25 protein-coding genes are annotated in these 17,039 nt (G+C 65.0%); 2 read left to right on the top strand and 23 right to left on the bottom strand.

Going from position 1 to position 17,039, the window contains the following annotated elements:
* On the bottom strand, positions 1-147 hold the full coding sequence (locus ACE3RQ_RS06670) for a DUF3149 domain-containing protein (protein WP_374521148.1): 147 nt from the start codon (positions 145-147) through the stop codon (positions 1-3).
* Between the two features lie 146 nt (positions 148-293).
* Between ACE3RQ_RS06670 and ACE3RQ_RS06665 the strand changes: the two genes are divergently transcribed.
* Complete coding sequence (locus ACE3RQ_RS06665) at positions 294-1,448, top strand: Do family serine endopeptidase (protein WP_374521146.1); 1,155 nt, start codon at positions 294-296, stop codon at positions 1,446-1,448.
* A gap of 16 nt (positions 1,449-1,464) precedes the next feature.
* Here the strand turns inward: ACE3RQ_RS06665 and tatC are convergent, their stop codons facing one another.
* The 7 genes from tatC to hisI form a co-directional block, all read right to left on the bottom strand.
* Positions 1,465-2,250: a twin-arginine translocase subunit TatC gene (gene tatC, locus ACE3RQ_RS06660; protein ID WP_374521145.1), complete on the bottom strand. Its 786-nt coding sequence runs from the start codon at positions 2,248-2,250 to the stop codon at positions 1,465-1,467.
* Positions 2,250-2,756 carry a Sec-independent protein translocase protein TatB gene (tatB, locus tag ACE3RQ_RS06655; RefSeq protein ID WP_374521143.1) on the bottom strand — a complete coding sequence of 169 codons (507 nt, stop codon included), beginning with the start codon at positions 2,754-2,756 and terminating at the stop codon, positions 2,250-2,252. The genes tatC and tatB overlap by 1 nt, the downstream gene beginning before the upstream one ends.
* 83 nt (positions 2,757-2,839) lie before the next feature.
* A complete protein-coding gene (gene tatA / locus ACE3RQ_RS06650; RefSeq protein WP_374521141.1) occupies positions 2,840-3,076 on the bottom strand; it encodes a Sec-independent protein translocase subunit TatA in 237 nt (78 codons plus the stop codon).
* Between the two features lie 112 nt (positions 3,077-3,188).
* Positions 3,189-3,551, bottom strand: coding sequence for a histidine triad nucleotide-binding protein (locus ACE3RQ_RS06645; protein WP_374521139.1), 363 nt, complete (start codon positions 3,549-3,551; stop codon positions 3,189-3,191).
* Between the two features lie 8 nt (positions 3,552-3,559).
* Positions 3,560-3,949: a DUF4870 family protein gene (locus ACE3RQ_RS06640; RefSeq protein WP_374521137.1), complete on the bottom strand. Its 390-nt coding sequence runs from the start codon at positions 3,947-3,949 to the stop codon at positions 3,560-3,562.
* 2 nt (positions 3,950-3,951) lie between these two features.
* Positions 3,952-4,317 (bottom strand): phosphoribosyl-ATP diphosphatase, encoded by a 366-nt coding sequence (locus ACE3RQ_RS06635; RefSeq protein WP_374521136.1) that lies wholly within the window; start codon positions 4,315-4,317, stop codon positions 3,952-3,954.
* 5 nt (positions 4,318-4,322) lie between these two features.
* Positions 4,323-4,721, bottom strand: a complete 399-nt coding sequence (gene hisI / locus ACE3RQ_RS06630; protein ID WP_374521205.1) for a phosphoribosyl-AMP cyclohydrolase — start codon at positions 4,719-4,721, stop codon at positions 4,323-4,325.
* A gap of 76 nt (positions 4,722-4,797) precedes the next feature.
* On the opposite strand from hisI, the gene ACE3RQ_RS06625 reads away from it, so the two are divergent.
* Positions 4,798-5,220: a LapA family protein gene (locus ACE3RQ_RS06625; protein ID WP_374521134.1), complete on the top strand. Its 423-nt coding sequence runs from the start codon at positions 4,798-4,800 to the stop codon at positions 5,218-5,220.
* A gap of 10 nt (positions 5,221-5,230) precedes the next feature.
* On the opposite strand, the gene hisF is transcribed toward ACE3RQ_RS06625, so the two are convergent.
* From hisF to ACE3RQ_RS06550, 15 genes are all read right to left on the bottom strand, one after another.
* The gene (hisF, locus tag ACE3RQ_RS06620; protein WP_374521132.1) at positions 5,231-6,010 is read right to left on the bottom strand and encodes an imidazole glycerol phosphate synthase subunit HisF; all 780 of its coding nucleotides are present in this window, start codon (positions 6,008-6,010) and stop codon (positions 5,231-5,233) included.
* Positions 6,011-6,026: 16 nt separating this feature from the next.
* Positions 6,027-6,833, bottom strand: a complete 807-nt coding sequence (locus ACE3RQ_RS06615; protein WP_374521130.1) for a D-hexose-6-phosphate mutarotase — start codon at positions 6,831-6,833, stop codon at positions 6,027-6,029.
* Complete coding sequence (gene hisA / locus ACE3RQ_RS06610) at positions 6,826-7,566, bottom strand: 1-(5-phosphoribosyl)-5-[(5-phosphoribosylamino)methylideneamino]imidazole-4-carboxamide isomerase (RefSeq protein WP_374521128.1); 741 nt, start codon at positions 7,564-7,566, stop codon at positions 6,826-6,828. Before hisA ends, ACE3RQ_RS06615 begins: the two co-directional genes overlap by 8 nt.
* A gap of 24 nt (positions 7,567-7,590) precedes the next feature.
* Positions 7,591-8,253 carry an imidazole glycerol phosphate synthase subunit HisH gene (hisH, locus tag ACE3RQ_RS06605; protein WP_374521126.1) on the bottom strand — a complete coding sequence of 221 codons (663 nt, stop codon included), beginning with the start codon at positions 8,251-8,253 and terminating at the stop codon, positions 7,591-7,593.
* 13 nt (positions 8,254-8,266) lie between these two features.
* The gene (hisB, locus tag ACE3RQ_RS06600) at positions 8,267-8,893 is read right to left on the bottom strand and encodes an imidazoleglycerol-phosphate dehydratase HisB (protein WP_374521124.1); all 627 of its coding nucleotides are present in this window, start codon (positions 8,891-8,893) and stop codon (positions 8,267-8,269) included.
* Positions 8,890-9,978, bottom strand: a complete 1,089-nt coding sequence (hisC, locus tag ACE3RQ_RS06595; RefSeq protein ID WP_374521122.1) for a histidinol-phosphate transaminase — start codon at positions 9,976-9,978, stop codon at positions 8,890-8,892. The genes hisB and hisC overlap by 4 nt, the downstream gene beginning before the upstream one ends.
* Complete coding sequence (gene hisD, locus ACE3RQ_RS06590; protein WP_374521120.1) at positions 9,975-11,318, bottom strand: histidinol dehydrogenase; 1,344 nt, start codon at positions 11,316-11,318, stop codon at positions 9,975-9,977. Before hisD ends, hisC begins: the two co-directional genes overlap by 4 nt.
* Before the next feature lie 2 nt (positions 11,319-11,320).
* Positions 11,321-11,974, bottom strand: coding sequence for an ATP phosphoribosyltransferase (gene hisG / locus ACE3RQ_RS06585; RefSeq protein ID WP_374521118.1), 654 nt, complete (start codon positions 11,972-11,974; stop codon positions 11,321-11,323).
* Entirely contained in the window at positions 11,971-13,251 is a 1,281-nt protein-coding gene (gene murA / locus ACE3RQ_RS06580) for a UDP-N-acetylglucosamine 1-carboxyvinyltransferase (RefSeq protein ID WP_374521117.1), read from the bottom strand. Before murA ends, hisG begins: the two co-directional genes overlap by 4 nt.
* Positions 13,252-13,253: 2 nt before the next feature.
* Positions 13,254-13,493 carry a BolA family protein gene (locus tag ACE3RQ_RS06575; RefSeq protein WP_374521115.1) on the bottom strand — a complete coding sequence of 80 codons (240 nt, stop codon included), beginning with the start codon at positions 13,491-13,493 and terminating at the stop codon, positions 13,254-13,256.
* 8 nt (positions 13,494-13,501) lie between these two features.
* Positions 13,502-14,257: an ABC transporter permease gene (locus ACE3RQ_RS06570; protein ID WP_374521113.1), complete on the bottom strand. Its 756-nt coding sequence runs from the start codon at positions 14,255-14,257 to the stop codon at positions 13,502-13,504.
* Positions 14,254-15,195, bottom strand: a complete 942-nt coding sequence (locus ACE3RQ_RS06565; protein ID WP_374521111.1) for an ABC transporter ATP-binding protein — start codon at positions 15,193-15,195, stop codon at positions 14,254-14,256. The genes ACE3RQ_RS06570 and ACE3RQ_RS06565 overlap by 4 nt, the downstream gene beginning before the upstream one ends.
* A 92-nt stretch (positions 15,196-15,287) precedes the next feature.
* On the bottom strand, positions 15,288-15,566 hold the full coding sequence (locus ACE3RQ_RS06560) for a lipid asymmetry maintenance protein MlaB (RefSeq protein ID WP_374521109.1): 279 nt from the start codon (positions 15,564-15,566) through the stop codon (positions 15,288-15,290).
* Between the two features lie 5 nt (positions 15,567-15,571).
* A complete protein-coding gene (locus ACE3RQ_RS06555) occupies positions 15,572-16,195 on the bottom strand; it encodes a phospholipid-binding protein MlaC (RefSeq protein ID WP_374521107.1) in 624 nt (207 codons plus the stop codon).
* 111 nt (positions 16,196-16,306) lie between these two features.
* Positions 16,307-17,029 (bottom strand): VacJ family lipoprotein, encoded by a 723-nt coding sequence (locus tag ACE3RQ_RS06550; protein WP_374521105.1) that lies wholly within the window; start codon positions 17,027-17,029, stop codon positions 16,307-16,309.
* Positions 17,030-17,039 lie beyond the last annotated feature (10 nt).

Below are 17,039 nucleotides of genomic sequence, written 5' to 3'. Positions count from 1 at the left end.
TCACCCTTGCTTGGAGGCCCGCTCAGACTCGGCCATCTTCCGCTTGAAAAAGCGCGAAAACCAGATCGCCATGCCGATCGTGAACGCAATCACGCCAATGCTGAAGAGGCCGTAATCCGTCGAGAACAGGTCCACCAGTGCCTTCATGGGGTTCCTCCTGGGTTGTGGGTTGACCGGTCATTGAAGCCTGCAAGACCTGGAAGCGCCTTGATTCACATCAAAGCAGCTTGAACCCCCGAGAGCGGACGCCATATGCGGGAGAATTCCGTTTCCACGCCGCAAACCCATTTCCCATGAAACGCCTCTGGCTCATTTTTGCCCAAACCGTGACCGTCCTGCTCGCGGTTTTTTTCGTGGTCGCCACGCTTCAGCCGCAGTGGCTGGGCCGGCGGGCCTCGATGCCGTCGGTGGTGCCCGTCTTTGAGGCACCGAGCCTTGGCGCCAGCACTGACGACAGCAACCCTCTGTCACTGCGAGGCGCCGCACGCAAGGCCGCGCCCACGGTGGTGAGCATCGTGACGAGCAAGGCGCCCGCCAACAACCCCCAGGCGGCCGATCCTTGGTTCCGCTTTTTCTTCGGTGATCAGGCACCCACACAACCACAAACCGGCCTGGGCTCCGGCGTCATCGTCAGCCCGGCCGGCTACATCCTGACCAACAACCACGTGATCGAAGAGGCCGACGAGATTCAAGTCAGCCTGAACGATGGCCGCGTGGCCCCCGCTCAGGTGATCGGCACCGACCCTGAGACCGACCTCGCCATTCTGAAGATTGCCCTGCCCGACCTGCCGGTGATCACCTTGGGTGACTCGGATGCGCTGGAAATCGGCGATTCGGTGCTGGCCATCGGCAACCCCTTCGGCGTTGGCCAGACGGTCACTGGCGGCATCGTGAGCGCACTCGGCCGCACCCAGTTGGGCATCAATACCTTCGAGAACTTCATTCAGACCGACGCCGCCATCAACCCCGGCAATTCGGGTGGCGCGTTGGTGGACGTCAATGGCCACCTGATGGGCATCAACACGGCCATCTACTCACGATCGGGCGGCTCCATGGGCATTGGGTTTGCCATTCCCACCTCCACAGCCCGCAGCGTGATGGAGGCCATCGTGAAAGATGGTCAAGTGACGCGCGGTTGGCTGGGGGTGGAGCCTCAAGAGATGAGCCCCGAACTGGCCGAAAGCTTCGGCTTGGCCAAAGGCCGCGGCGTGATCATTTCAGGCGTGCTGCAAAACGGCCCCGCGGCCCAGGCGGGCCTGCGCCCGGGCGATGTGATCGTGTCCATTGACAACCGGCCAGTGAACAGCGTGCCTGCCTTGCTGTCGACGGTGGCCGCACTCAAACCCGGCCAGAGCGCGCAAGTGGGGGTGTTGCGCCGCGAAGGTGAAACCACCATTCAGGTGACGGCGGGGCGCCGAAACATCGCACGAGCCAACGGCAGTCGCTGACCCCGGTCGGCTCGCTTCAAGCGGCCGACTCGCCCTCTTCTTCTTCGGCGGGTTTCTTCACGAACCAGCGAGCGCCCCAAATGCCCATTTCATAGAGCAGGCACATGGGCACCGCCAGCGCGAGCTGGGAAATCACGTCTGGCGGCGTGACCACAGCCGCCACCACGAAAGCCAGCACGATGAAATAGCCACGGAAGTCCTTGAGCTTCTGAATCGTGACCAGGCCCATCTTCACCAGCAGCACCACCACGATGGGCACCTGGAAGGCCAGACCAAACGCAAGGTAGAGCGACAGGATCGCCTCCACGTACGACGCGATGTCGGGCGTGGCCGCCACACTGGCCGGCGTGAACTTCTGAATGAAGCCAAACATCTTGTCCAGCACGAAAAACTGAACAAACCCAATGCCAATGTAGGCCAGCGCACTGCCCAGCACGATAAGAGGCACGGCAAAGCGCTTTTCGTGGCTGTAGAGGCCAGGGGCCACAAAGGCCCATAGCTGGTACATCCACCACGGCAGCGACATCAGCAGGGCAGCCATGGCCAGCACCTTCAGCGGCACGAAAAAGGGCGAAAACACCCCCACCGCGATGAGCTTGGCGTCAGGCGGCATGTGGGCCTTGATGGGCACGGCAATCAGGTCGATCAGCCCCCCCGGGCCGGGCCAAATGGCCAGGGCAGCCATGCACACCGCCAGACCGATAAAGGCGTAGACCAGCCGGTCACGCAACTCCATAAGGTGCTGGACAAAGGGCTGCTCCGAGCCGGCCAGCTCGTCTTGGGGGTCTTTGGAATCTGACATCAGCGGGAGATGGAGGTGGGGCGCGGCCGGAAGCGCGCCACGCGGGCGGCACCGGACTGAACCCTCGTGCGCACGCCAGCACGAGCCTTGTACCACTGGGGCATGGCTTTCTGCTTGAGGCGCCAGTTCTTTTTGGGGTGTTGGTAAACGGGGTGCGCTGGCGAGCCGAGGGCCCCCAGGGCATCCAAGGTGCCAGGCTCGCTCAAGGGCTCGTGCACATCCAGGCCAGCGGTGGCCTCGGACCAGGACTTCTCAAAATCTTGCGCGCCACTTTCCACCGAGGTTTTCACCTCACGGGCGGCACTCTCAACCGAGTCCTTCATTTTGCGGAGCTCATCAAGCTCCATGGAGCGGTTGACCTCTGCCTTCACGTCTGCCACGTAGCGCTGGGCCTTGCCCAACAGGGCACCCACGGTGCGGGCCACGCGGGGCAGCTTTTCAGGCCCGATGACAACCAGCGCCACCGCCCCGATAAGGGCGAGCTTCGAAATGCCCAGATCAATCATCTGTTGGCCGTCCTGGGGACAAACGGGGCCGCGAACGACCCCGGGTTAGGAACAAGCAAGGGCCTGGCGTTGCCGCCGAGGCATCAGCTCTTCTGCTTGGCCTCGACGTCGATGGTGGTCTTGTCGGCAGTGTTGCTCTGGGTGACCTGACCGGCGGGTGCCTGGGCGGGCGCGTCTGCCTGCCCGTCTTTCATGCCGTCCTTGAAGCCCTTGACCGCGCCCCCCAGGTCAGAGCCCAGGTTCTTGAGTTTCTTGGTGCCGAACACCATGACCACGATCAACAGCACGATGAGCCAGTGCCAGATGGAAAAGCTACCCATGGAATTCTCCAGAAATTGATGTCAAGCGCTCAGGCGCACGGGGTGGGATTCTAAGCGGGGCGAAGGGTTCTGGACCGGCTTGCCAGGCGATGACCATGCCGACCGGCGGTGCTCAGCCACGGGCCCATGGGCGCGGGCCGCCCATCACGTGCACGTGCAGGTGATGCACCTCCTGCCCACCCTCGGCGCCCGTGTTGCAAACGATGCGGAAACCGCCATGCGGGTATGGGTTGCAGCCCTGCTCCAGGGCCAAACGAGGGGCCAGCGTCATGATGCGCCCCATCACGCTTTCGTCCGCTGGCGTGATGTGGGCCATGGAGGCAATGTGGCGCTTGGGCACGATGAGAAAGTGCACCGGCGCCCAGGGATTGATGTCGTGAAAGGCGTACAGATCGTCGTCTTCGTGCACTTTGCGCGAAGGGATCTGGCCGGAGATGATCTTGCAGAAGATGCAGTTGGGGTCGTGATCAGCCATGGCAACAATCAGCGAGGCAGGGCTTGGTTGGCGTTCATGGCCACCATGCCCCGAACGATGCGGTAGAGGAACCAGATGGAAATGGCGATCCAGGCCATCATGCCGGGCACCAGGAAGGCCAACCACAGCGGTGCGGTCAGCAGGTAGAGGATGGCGGCCCAGATCACGGTGCGAATGCGCCAGCTGAAGTGACTGGCCTGCCAGGTGCCTTCGGCTTCGCTCTTTTTCACCAGATCGATGACCAGCGCGACGATGAGCAGCGCCACCCCGGGTTGCGTGCCCGGGATGACGGCACCCACGGCCACGATGAGGTGCAGGATGTAGCTGACCCAGCCGATGCTTTTCAGGTCTTGGGCCTTTTGGGAATCCGCGTCCTCGACGTCGATCACATCGCTCATGGTCACTCTCCCGATTCGCGGGCCTGGGCCTTGCGCAGGGCCTTTTCTTCCAGGCCGCTGAGGCCTTCGCGGCGCACCAATTCGGCCACCACGTCGGCGGGACCCCGGCCGTGGTGGGCCAGGGCGATCATGCTGTGAAACCAAAGGTCGGCCACCTCGTTCACCAGCTTCTGCGTGTCGCCACCGTGATCGGCGTCTTTGGCGGCCATCACGGCTTCGGTGGCCTCTTCCCCGATTTTCTTCAGGAAAGCGTCCGGCCCCTTGTGCAGGAGCCTGGCCACGTAGCTGGTTTGAGGGTCGCCGCCATTGGCGGGCTTGCGGCTTTCGATCACGGCCGCCAAGCGGTCCAGGTCATCGGTGAGGGACATGGCGTTCACTTGTAGATGGATTCCGGGTCTTTCAAGACGGGCTCGACGGCCTTCCAGCCACCGTCTTCCAGCCGCTGATAAAAGCAGCTGTGGCGCCCCGTGTGGCAGGCGATGCCGGGCTCGTGACCCAGCTGGGTGACCTTGAGCAGCACCACGTCGTTGTCGCAATCAAGGCGAATGTCGTGCACGGTCTGCACGTGCCCCGACTCTTCGCCCTTGAACCAGAGCTTGCCGCGCGAGCGGCTGAAGTACACGGCTCGACCCAGTTCTGCCGTTTTTTGCAGGGCCTCGCGGTTCATCCAGGCAAACATGAGCACGTCACCCGAGGCTGCCTCTTGCGCAATCACCGGCACCAAGCCCTGCGCATCCCACTTCACATCGTCAAGCCAAGTCATTCTGGGAATCTACCACGCACCCGCGACACGACGGCGGTCGCCAGGCGCGTGGGCGATACCATGGCGTTTTGAGTGGAGGTGCCCCATGAAAATCCGTTCCTTGCTGCTGGTTCTCTTCCTGGTCCTGGTGGTCGCCTTTGTGGCCCTGAACCTGGAACAGATCCTGCAGCCCACCTCCCTCAACCTGGGGCTGGCCACCATCCAGGCCCCGCTGGGCCTGGCGATGCTGAGCCTGCTGGCGCTGGCGCTGCTGGTGTTCGCGGTGGCGTTGGCCTACCTGCAGACCACGCACTTGATGGAGCTGCGCCGGGCCATGAAGGACGTGGCAGAGCAGCGCGGCCTGGCCGATCAGGCAGAAGCGTCGCGCTTCACCGCGCTGCAGCAATCCATGCGCACGGAGTTTCAGGAACTGAAGCTGGTGGTGGAACAGACTGGTAATGGACTGGCGGCCAGCCTGGGTGAGCTGGAGGACCGACTGGAGCGCCAGCAGAAACCCCCGAGCGCCTGAGGCCCGGGTGTCAGAGGCGCACCGGAATGCCTCGGCTGGCCATGTGGGCCTTGGCCTGGGCGATGGTGTACTCGCCGTAGTGGAAGATGCTGGCGGCCAGCACCGCGTCGGCGCCGCCTTGTTGCACACCGTCGGCCAGGTGGTCGAGGTTGCCCACGCCGCCGGAGGCGATCACCGGCACGTCCACCGCATCCGACACCGCGCGGGTGAGCGCCAGGTCAAACCCCGATTTGGTGCCGTCACGGTCCATGCTGGTCAGCAAGATCTCCCCTGCCCCCAGCTCTGCCATCCGGCGCGCCCATTGCACGGCGTCCAGGCCAGTGTTCTTGCGTCCGCCATGGCTGTACACATCCCACCCCTCGCCTCGCTGAGCCAGGTCGTCGCCCTGACGGCGCTTGGCGTCGATGGCCACCACGATGCATTGCGAACCGTACTTGTCAGAGGCCTCGCGAATCACCTGCGGGTTGGCGATGGCGGCTGAGTTGAAGCTGGTCTTGTCGGCACCCGCGTTCAGCAGGCGGCGCACGTCTTCTACCGTGCGAACGCCGCCCCCCACGGTGAGCGGAATGAAGACCTGAGAAGCCACCGCCTCGATGATGGGCAGGATCAGGTCTCGGCCGTCACTGGTGGCGGTGATGTCCAGAAAGGTGAGCTCGTCAGCGCCTTGCTCGTTGTAGCGAGCGGCGATCTCGACCGGGTCGCCCGCATCGCGCAGTTCGACGAAGTTCACGCCTTTGACGACGCGACCACCGGTCACGTCCAGGCAAGGGATGATGCGTTTGGCGAGCATGTGGGCTCCACTGAGGTCAGGTCACGGTGCAGGTCTGGCTGGCCTGCCAACTGGCACCGGGGGATAGGGTAATGGGGTCGAACACCTGCGCGGCCTCCACGCAGAGCGTGTGGCGGAAGCCATCGTCAGGCAAGTCGGCCATGGCCGCCGAGAGCATCGGGCCCGGGTTCCACACCACCGTGTGGGCCCATTCCGGGCTTTGCTCGATGCGCAGAGGAGATGGGCCACCGCTCAGGCGCAGTGGGCGCGAGGCGGCGGCGTACACGCGGTCATGCTCGCCGTGGATGTGCAGCGGCTCGGCCAGCCCGTCCAGGTGCGCGACATGAATGTCAAGCACCCGGAAATAGCTGTGCAGAGCACCGGTGAAGGCGAATGCTTGTTTGCCCGTGTTGTGCACCCCCAGGGTGAGCGCCAGGCAACCAGCAGACAACTCAACGGTGAGCGTTGCCTCGAACTCGTGCGGCCACTGCGATCGTGTGCGCTCGCTGGCCCGCAGGCGCAAGGTCAGCCGAGCACGATCGCTCTCAATGGAGGGCTCATCAGCGGTCCAGGCCAACAGTCGCGCGAATCCGTGCTTGACCAGACCGCCCCGCTGGTTGAACTGCGGGAAACACACCGGCACACCGCCACGAATCGCGGCCGATCCGTCCAGGGTCGCCAAGGGGCTGAGGTAGAGGCGCTCGGCACCGCCCGACACCCAAGACAGCACATGGGCCCCGTGAAGGGCCACTGTGGCGCAATCGCCGTTGGGCAAGCTCAGTTGCAGGGCGTCCAGGCCCTGGATGTGCACCGGGCGGCAAGCCGCCTGGGCGACGTCAGCCATTGAGCTCGTCGGCGAGCTTCTGGGCGGCTTCGAAGTCGAGGTCACCGCTGTAGATGGAGCGACCGCAGATCACGCCTTCCACGCCTTCTTCTTCCACCGCGCACAGGCGGCGTATGTCGTCCAGGTTGGACAAACCACCCGAGGCGATGACCGGAATGCTCACGGCCTGGGCCAGCTTCACCGTGGCCTCGATGTTGATGCCAGACAGCATGCCGTCGCGGCCGATGTCGGTGTAGATGATGGAGTCGACGCCGTAGTCTTCGAACTTCTTGGCCAGGTCCACCACCTCGTGCCCGGTGAGCTTGCTCCAGCCATCGGTGGCCACCTTGCCATCCTTGGCGTCCAGGCCCACGATGATGTGGCCGCCGAAGGCGGTGCAGGCGTCTTGCAGGAAACCCGGGTTCTTGACCGCGGCCGTGCCGATGATCACGTAGCGCAGGCCGGCGTCCAGGTAGCGCTCGATGGTGTCGAGGTCACGAATGCCGCCGCCGAGCTGCACGTCCACCTCGGAGCCCACCTCTTTGAGGATGCTCTTGATGGCCTGCTCGTTCTTGGGCTTGCCCGCGAACGCGCCGTTGAGGTCCACCAGGTGCACGCGACGGGCCCCTTTGTTGACCCAGTTGCGCGCCATGGCCGCGGGGTCCTCACTGAACACCGTGGATTGGTCCATGTCGCCCTGCTTGAGGCGAACGCATTGGCCGTCTTTCAGATCGATGGCGGGAATCAGCAGCATGATGGGTTAAGGACCGGGGAGGCCTCAGGGGTTCCAGGTGAGGAAGTTGCGATAGAGCGCCAGGCCTTGGGCCGCGCTTTTCTCGGGGTGAAACTGGGTGGCGAAAATATTATCCCGGGCGATGGCGGCCGCAAAGCGCCCGCCGTAGTCGGCCTCGCCTGCCACGTGCTGCGCCGACGCCGGCCGCGCGTAGTAGCTGTGAACGAAATAGAAGTAGGCGCCTTCGTCAATGCCGCGCCAAACAGGGTGCGCCGGGCCACGGCCCAACTCGTGGAACACCTGGTTCCACCCCATCTGGGGCACCTTGAAGCGGCTGCCATCGGCCTGCAAGCGGCCTTCCAGCTGGAAGCGCACCACATCGCCGGGAATGAGGCCCAGGCCCTGGGTGGGCCCTTCTTCGCTGCGGTCCAGCAGCATCTGCATGCCCACGCACACGCCGAACAAGGGTTTGTGGGCGGCCGCGTGCAACACCGCATCAAGCAGGCCAGAGGCACCCAATTCGCGCATGCAGTCGCCCATGTGGCCTTGGCCAGGCAGCACCACGCGTTCGGCCGCCATCACGTCTTGTGGGCGCTGGGTGACGATCACGTCTACCCCACTGCCCTGCGCGGCATGGATCACTGCCTGAGAGACCGAGCGCAGGTTGCCACTGCCGTAGTCCACCACGGCCACCGTTTTGGAAGTCATCGCGCCTGCCTGCTCAGAGCGAGCCCTTGGTGGAAGGAATCACGTCGCCCATGCGGGGGTCGCGCTCCAGGGCCGCGCGCAATGCACGGGCAAAGGCCTTGAACACGGTCTCGGCCTGGTGGTGGGCGTTTTCGCCGTGCAGGTTGTCGATGTGCAGGGTGACGCCGGCGTGGTTCACGAAGCCCTGGAAAAACTCATAGGTGAGCTGGGTGTCGAAGGCGCCGATGGTGCCGGCCTTGAAGGGCACGCGCATGTGCAGACCCGGGCGACCGGAGAAGTCGATCACCACGCGCGAGAGGGCTTCGTCCAGCGGCACGTAGGCATGGCCATAGCGGCGGATGCCCTTCTTGTCGCCCACGGCCTTGGCAAAGGCCTGGCCCAACGTGATGCCCACGTCTTCCACCGTGTGGTGGCCGTCGATGTGCAAATCGCCCTTGGCCTGAATCTCCAGGTCGATCAGGCCATGCCGCGCGATCTGGTCAAGCATGTGGTCAAAGAACCCGATGCCAGTGGACAGGATGGACACGCCGGTGCCGTCGAGGTTGACCCGCAGGCTGATCTGCGTCTCGTTGGTGTTGCGCTGCACATCGGCCGCGCGGTCGGTGGGCCCCGGAGTGGGAAAGGTGGGCGGGTTGGTCATAGGGCAGTCTGGAGAGCGCGAAGGAGTTGGGCGTTTTCCGCGGGCGTGCCCACTGTCAGCCGCAGGCACTGGGCCAGCAAGGGGTGCATTTTAGAAACATTCTTCACCAGCACCCCCTGGGCTTTGAGCCCCTCGAACGCGCGATGCGCGTCGGGCACGCGAACCAACACCATGTTGCCGTCGCTGGGGAAGGGTTGAACGCCCGGCAGGCGCGCCAGGGCGTCGATGAGCTGAGCGCGTTGCTCACGAATCTCGGCCGCCTGCACCGCGAACACATCGGCATGTTCCAGCGCGAACAGGGCGCACTCCGCATTGAGCACGCTCACGTTGTAGGGCGGGCGCAGCTTGTCGATCTCGTGCACCAGGGTCTGCGTGCCGATCATGTAGCCCAGCCGCACACCAGCCAGGCCGAACTTGGAGAGCGTGCGCATGAGCAGCACGTTGGCGTTGGCCGCCGGGTGCGCGCGCATTTCGTCCAGCCAGGTGGCGCTGGAGAAGGGTTGATAGGCCTCGTCCATCACCACCAGGCCGTCAAAGGTGGCGGCTTCGGCGATCAGGCGGCGAATCACCGCCGCGTCCCAGAGGTTGGCCGTGGGGTTGTTCGGGTAGGCCAGGTAAGTGATGGCGGGCTTGTGTTCGCGCATGGCCGCCAGCATGGCCGCCTCGTCCAGCTCGAAGTTGGCATCCAACGGCACACCCACAAAGCGCAAGCCCTGCAACTGGGCGCTCATGGCGTACATCACGAAGCCCGGTTCCGGCGCGAGGATGGTGGCGCCCGGCAGGTCGCAAGCCATGGCCAGCAAGGAGATCAACTCATCAGAGCCGTTGCCCAGCATCAGGGCATGGCCGCGAGGCAGGTCCACGTAATGGGCCAGCTCGAGCTTGAGGTCTTCGATGCGCGCACCGGGGTAGCGGTTGATGGCCACCGCGCCCAGGCGAGCACCCAGTTCGGACTGCAGCTCAGGCGACAGGCTGTAGGGGTTTTCCATCGCGTCGAGCTTGACCATGCCGGTCGAGTCTTGGATGGCATAGGCGTGCATGGACTGCACGTCCTGGCGGATGGATTTCAAGGGGTTCATGCTCATTGGGCGCCTCGCATCGGCGGCACATCGGTCAGGCGAAGCTCGGCCGCGCGGGCGTGGGCCTGCAGGCCTTCGCCATAAGCCAGCTCTGCAGCGACCACGCCCAGGCCCTGAGCGCCAGCCGCGCTCACCTCAATCAGGCTGCTGCGTTTCTGAAAGTCGTACACGCCCAGCGGCGAACTGAAGCGGGCGGTGCCACTGGTGGGCAACACGTGGTTGGGGCCGGCGCAATAGTCGCCCAGGCTTTCGCTGGTGTAGGCCCCCAGGAAGATGGCGCCAGCGTGGCGCAGCAGCGGCTCCCAGCGGTGCGGCTCGGCACTGGACACCTCCAGGTGCTCGGGCGCGATGCGGTTGCTGATGGCGCAGGCCTCTTCCATGCCGCGGGTGTGGATCAGCGCGCCCCGGTCGTTCAGGCTCTTGGCGATGATGGACGCGCGCGGCATGCTGGGCAGCAAGCGGTCAATGGCGGCCTGCACCTCGGCGATGTAGTCGGCATCAGGGCACAGCAAAATGCTCTGTGCCAGCTCGTCGTGCTCAGCCTGGCTGAACAGGTCCATGGCCACCCAGTCGGCCGGGGTGCTGCCGTCGGCCAGCACCAGAATCTCGCTGGGGCCGGCAATCATGTCGATGCCCACCAGACCAAACACGCGCTTCTTGGCACTGGCCACATAGGCGTTGCCGGGGCCGGTGATCTTGTCCACCTTGGGCACGGTGGCCGTGCCGTAGGCCAGTGCGGCCACGGCTTGAGCGCCACCGATGGTGAAGGCCCGGCTCACGCCGGCCACATAAGCCGCGGCCAAGACGAGCGGGTTCTTCTCACCGCGCGGCGTGGGCACCACCATGATGATTTCGGGCACGCCGGCCACGTGGGCCGGGATGGCGTTCATCAGCACGCTGGACGGGTAGGCCGCCTTGCCGCCGGGCACGTAGATGCCCACACGGTCCAGCGGCGTGACCTTCTGGCCCAGCAGGGTGCCGTCTTCGTCGCGATACGACCAGCTCTCGCCGTTGGCCTTTTTCTGGGCCTCGTGGTAGCGGCGCACGCGCTGCGCGGCCGACTCCAGGGCCGCCTTCTGCGCGATGGGCAGGCTGTCGAAGGCCGCCTTGAGTTCGGCCTGGGACAACTCCAACGCACGCAATTCGCTGGCGTTCAAGCCATCGAAGCGGGCGGTGTACTCCAGCACAGCGGCGTCACCACGCGCCTGCACGTCGGCCAGGATGTCCGCCACGCGCTGCTCGATCGCATGATCCGTCTCGCTGGACCAGTGCAGACGCGCCGCGAAGCGGGTCTCGAAGTCGGCGTCGAGGGTGGACAGGCGAAGGGGCGTGGCGGAAATGCTCATGGTCAGGTGGCCTTGTCGACAGCGTCGGCGAACGTGCGAATGAGGGGTCGAATGAGGGATTGCTTGAGCTTGAGGGCGGCCTGGTTCACCACCAGGCGGGAACTGATGTCCATGATGCGCTCCACCTCGACGAGGTGGTTGGCCTTGAGCGTGTTGCCGGTGGACACCAGGTCAACGATGGCATCGGCCAGGCCCGTCAGGGGCGCCAGTTCCATGCTGCCGTAGAGCTTGATCAGGTCAACGTGCACCCCCTTGCTGGCGAAGAACTCGCGGGCGATGGCGGTGTACTTGGTGGCCACACGCAGGCGAGAGCCCTGGCGCACGGCACTGGCGTAGTCGAAATCGGCGCGCACGGCCACGCTCACGCGGCAGCGGGCAATGTTCAGGTCCAGCGGCTGGTACAGGCCCTGGCCACCGTGTTCGATGAGGGTGTCCTTGCCGGTCACGCCCAGATCGGCGCCGCCGTGCTCCACGTAGGTGGGCACGTCGGTGGCCCGCACCAGCACCACGCGCACATTGGGTTGGTTGGTGGGCAGGATCAGCTTGCGCGACTTCTCGGGGTCTTCCAGCACCTCAATGCCGGCGGCGCGCAGTAGCGGCAGGGTTTCGTCAAAGATGCGGCCTTTGGACAGGGCCAGGGTGATGGTGTCGTTCATTTGATGCGCTCGATGTCCGCGCCAATGCCGCGCAGCTTCTCTTCCATCTGGTCGTAACCGCGGTCAAGGTGGTAGATGCGGTCCACGATGGTCTCGCCATCGGCCACGAGGCCAGCGATCACCAGGCTGGCCGAGGCCCGCAGGTCGGTGGCCATCACGGTGGCGCCGGAGAGGCGGGGCACGCCCTCGATCACCGCCACCTTGCCATCGGTCTGGATGTTGGCGCCCAGGCGCACCAGCTCGTTGACGTGCATGAAGCGGTTTTCAAAGATGGTCTCGGTGACCTTGCTGGCGCCTTCGGCGATGCAGTTGATCGCCATGAATTGCGCCTGCATGTCGGTGGGAAAGCCAGGGTATTCGGTCGTGCGGAAGCTCTGGGCCTTCAAGCGCCCGTTGGAGCGCACACGAATGAATGGGCCAGCGGCGTTTGAGCCGGCGTCAATCTCGGCGCCCGCGGCCACCAGCTTCTCGATGACCGCCTCCAGGTGGTCAGAGCGGGCATGGCGCAGCAGCACGTCGCCACCCGCCGCGGCCACGGCGCACAAAAAGGTGCCGGCTTCAATGCGGTCGGCCACCACGCGGTGCTCGCAGCCCTTCAGGCGGTCCACGCCCTGAATGTGAATGCGGCTGGTGCCGTGGCCTTCGATCTTGGCGCCCATGGCGATGAGCATCTCGGCCAGGTCGGTGATTTCGGGCTCTTGCGCGGCGTTCTCCAGCAGGGTTTCGCCCTGCGCCAGCGCCGCAGCCATCAGGAAGTTCTCGGTGCCGGTGACGGTGACCATGTCGGTGGCGATGCGGGCGCCGTGCAGGCGCGAACGCCCCTGCGGCAGCCGGGCCACCATGTAGCCATGCTCGACCACGATCTCGGCGCCCATGGCCTGCATGCCCTTGATGTGCTGATCCACCGGGCGCGACCCGATGGCGCAGCCGCCAGGCAGCGACACACGCGCATGGCCAAAACGCGCCAGCAGGGGCCCGAGCACCAGCACCGACGCCCGCATGGTTTTCACCAGGTCGTAAGGGGCTTCGGCGGTGATGGGGTCAGCGGCGCGCAGCACCATGCCGCCACGCTCACCCAGGGTTTGCGTCTGCACGCCCATGTTGTCGAGCAGGTGGCGCATGGTGGCCACGTCGCGCAGGCGAGGCACGTTGCTGAGCGTGACCGCCTCGTCGGTGAGCAGGGCCGCGCACAACTCGGGAAGCGCCGCGTTCTTGGCGCCCGAAATCTGCACTTCACCCGTGAGAACGCGGCCGCCGCGAATGCGCAATTTGTCCATGCTCAGCCTTGTGCCGCCCATTCGGCGGGCGTGTAGGTTTTCATTGACAAGGCGTGCACCTCGTCGGTGTGGATGCGCGCGCCCAAGGTGGCGTACACGCGCTGGTGGCGCTGAATCGCCCGCTTGCCCTCGAACTCGGGCGAGACGATCACGGCCGACCAGTGGCGGCCATCGCCCGCCACTTCAATGTGGTCGCACGCCAGGCCGGCAGCGATGATGGATTGCAGTTCTTCGGCGGTCATGCGGGTTCTCAATGGCGAATCTTGTAGCCGATCTTCAGCAGGTGCAAGGCGATGGCACTGACCACCGCCAGCGCAGCGCCCACCAGCCCCAGGCTGACCCAGGGCGACACGTCGCTCTGGCCGAAGAAGCCGTAGCGAAAGCCATCGATCATGTAGAAGAAGGGGTTGAGGTGGCTCACCTGCTGCCAGAAAGCTGGCAGGGAATGGATGGAATAGAACACGCCCGAGAGGAAGGTCATGGGCATGATGAGGAAGTTCTGAAACGCGGCCATCTGGTCGAACTTCTCGGCCCACAGCCCCGCAATCAGGCCCAGGCCGCCCAGCAAGGCCGCCCCCATGAAGGCGAACACCAGAATCCACAGCGGCGCCACCAGGGAGGGCTTGGCGAACCACCAGGCCACGGCCATCACCCCCGCGCCCACCACCAGGCCGCGCACGATGGACGAGCCCACATAGGCCACGAACCAGGCCCGGTGTGACAAGGGCGTGAGCAGCAAAAACACGATGTTGCCCATGATCTTGCTCTGGATCAGGGACGAACTGCTGTTGGCGAAGGCGTTCTGCAACACGCTCATCATCACCAGGCCGGGCAGCAGAAAAGCGGTGTAGTTCACCGAGTCGTACACCTGCACGCGGTCTTCAAGCACGTGGCCGAAGATCATCAGGTAGAGCAAGGCCGTGACGATGGGCGCCGCCACGGTCTGGAAGGCCACCTTCCAGAAGCGCAACACCTCTTTGTAGAACAGGGTTTGCCAACCGCTCATGCCTTCACCTCTTCACGGCTTGCATTGGCCGCCGACTGGCTGCCGGTCAGGTCAAGGAACACGTCTTCCAGATCGGCCTTGCGAATCTCGATGTCCTCCACCACCACGCCAGCCTCGCGCAGGCGGGCCAGCAGGCGCTCGACAGTGGCCACGTCGCCCGCCGGCAGCTGCACCACGCGCCCGGTGATGCGGGCCTGCGCGGCCAGCTCGGGCGGCAAGGCGCCATCGGTCTTGAAGCGCAGCACGTTGGACGAGGCCCGCGCCAGCAGGGAAGACGTGCTTTCCAGCGCCACCACCTGCCCTTGCTTGAGCATGGCGATGCGGCCACACAAGGCCTCGGCCTCTTCCAGGTAATGGGTGGTGAGCAGCACCGTGCTGCCCAGGCGTTTGTTCAGGCCCGAGACAAACTGCCACAAGGTCTGGCGCAGTTCCACGTCCACGCCGGCGGTGGGCTCGTCGAGCACGATCACAGGCGGCTTGTGCACCAAGGCCTGCGCGATCAGCACCCGCCGCTTCATGCCGCCCGAGAGCTGGCGCATGTTGGCATTGGCCTTGTCGCTCAAGCCCAGGCCCGCCAGTAGCTCATCGATCCAATCGTCGTTGTGGCGAATGCCGAAATAACCCGACTGGATTCGAAGCGCCTCGCGCACGTTGAAGAAGGGGTCGAACACCAGCTCTTGCGGCACCACACCCAGGTGGCGGCGCGCGGCCCGGTAATCAGATTGCACATCGTGCCCAAGCACCGTCACCCGGCCCGACGTGGGGCTGGCCAAACCCGCCAAGATGCTGATGAGCGTGGTCTTGCCCGCGCCGTTGGGGCCAAGCAGACCAAAGAATTCGCCCGGCTCGATGTCGAACGACACCGATCTCAGGGCCTGAAAATCGCCCCGCGACGTGCGGTAGGTTTTGGAAACGTTCTGGAAGGAGACGGCTGACATGCGCTGGTGAAACCGCTGGGGTCCCCGGCGGTTCGCAGACCATCTGCGGCGCGGAGAACCGGGTATTTTACGACCCGGGGGAAAGCACTGCCTCAGGCGGGCAGCAGTTCCTGCACACCGTACAAGGCCACCAGTTCCTGCAAGCGCCGGGGCCAGCGCACCACCCGCAACGATTTGCCCTGCGAGCTGAGCTGGCGGCGTAACTCCAGCAGCACCGCCACAGCCGAGGAATCGAATTCGCGCAGGCCGGCGGCGTCCAGCGAAACCTCTGGCCCTGCCTGCCGGGCCAGGGTGGCGCCCAGCTCGGCCAGGGTCTTGCCTGCCTCTTCCAGGGTCAGGCGCTCAGGGAGTTGGGCCGCTTCGGTGCTCATGTCGATCAACTGGCCTTGGCGCTGTTGCTTTTGTTGCGCTGGGCCAGCGAGGCGATCAAGCCATCAATGCCCTTGGCCCCGATTTCCTGCGCGAACTGGGTGCGGTAGGTTTCCACCAGCCACACACCCAGCACGTTCAGGTCATAGATCTTCCAGCCGCTGGGGGTCTTTTCCAGGCGGTAATCGAGCTGGATGGGCTCACCCTTGCCGCGCACCTCTGAACGCACCACCACCTCGGTGTCGGTGGGCTGCATGCGCATGGGCTTGAAGTGCAAGGTCTGGTCTTTCACCTCGCCCAGGGCACCCGAGTAGGTGCGCACCAGCAAGGTCTTGAACTCGTCTTGCAGTTGCTTTTGCTGCTCGGGCGTGGCCTGGCGCCAATAGCGGCCCACGGCAGAGGCGGTCATGCGCGTGAAGTTCACGTTGGGCATGATCTTGCCGTCCACCAGGGCGACGATGCGGTTCATGTCACCCGCCTGGATGGCGGGGTCTGCCTTGATGGTGGCCAGCACCTCACCCGAGATGCGCTTGACCAGAGCGTCCGGCGCCTCGTCGGCAGCGAAGGCCGGCAGGGCCAGGCTGGCAAAGGAAATGGCGGTGGCGGCGATCCAATGGCGGCGTTGCAGCATGGGGTTCCTTTCAGGCGCCGGCACGGGCGCCGGCGAGGTATCGATAGTAGGGATGTGAGGGCGTGGGCGTGTGTCGCGTTCCACCGATTTGGTTGCGAGACGTATCCCGGCTCACTCGCCGTTGCCCAGGCCGATGCCCTTGTCGATCATGTCGTCGATCTGGCTCTGCCGGCGGTTCAAATAGAAATCGCGGGTGAAGCTGTACTTGTCCAGCGCCGCGCCTTCCAGCACGTTGCCCGCGCCCAGCAGGCCCGCACGGGTGTCGATGACCCGCAGCGTGTACAGGCTGTTGCGGTTGGCCACACGGTCCACGTCGCCCACGAGGTCGGCGTTGGAATCCACCACCAGGCCGACGGTGTCGCGGAAGGACGAGGGCCCGAAGAACGGCAGCACCAGGTAAGGGCCAGAGCCCACGCCCCAGCGCCCCAGGGTTTGGCCGAAATCAATGCGGGTGCGCGGAATGCCCATCTCGGTGGCGATGTCCAGCAGACCTGCCAGACCGAAGGTGGTATTCACGCCAAAGCGCATCAGGTTCTCGGCGCTCTCGCGGGGGCGCAACTGCAGCGCCGCATTGACGGACGACCACAGGTCTCGCAGGTTGCCGAAGAAGTTGGTCACACCCGTGCGCACGGGGCTGGGCGTTACGTCCACATAGGTGGTGGCCACCGGCTTGAGCACTGCCTCGTCCACCGCGTCGTTGAAGCGCTGCACGCCGCGGTTGAACGGCTCCAGCGGGTCACGGGGGTTGGCATCAGGGCCGGTGGCGCAGCCGCTGGCCAGCGCCAGGGTAGCCGCCGCCAGCGCGACTTTGAGGGACAGGGTCGAGGATTTCATGGCATTCACT

The sequence above is a fragment of the Hydrogenophaga sp. genome (assembly GCF_041913525.1).
In the GTDB taxonomy this organism is placed as follows: domain Bacteria; phylum Pseudomonadota; class Gammaproteobacteria; order Burkholderiales; family Burkholderiaceae_C; genus Hydrogenophaga.
This window is presented reverse-complemented; position numbering and strand designations above follow the sequence as displayed.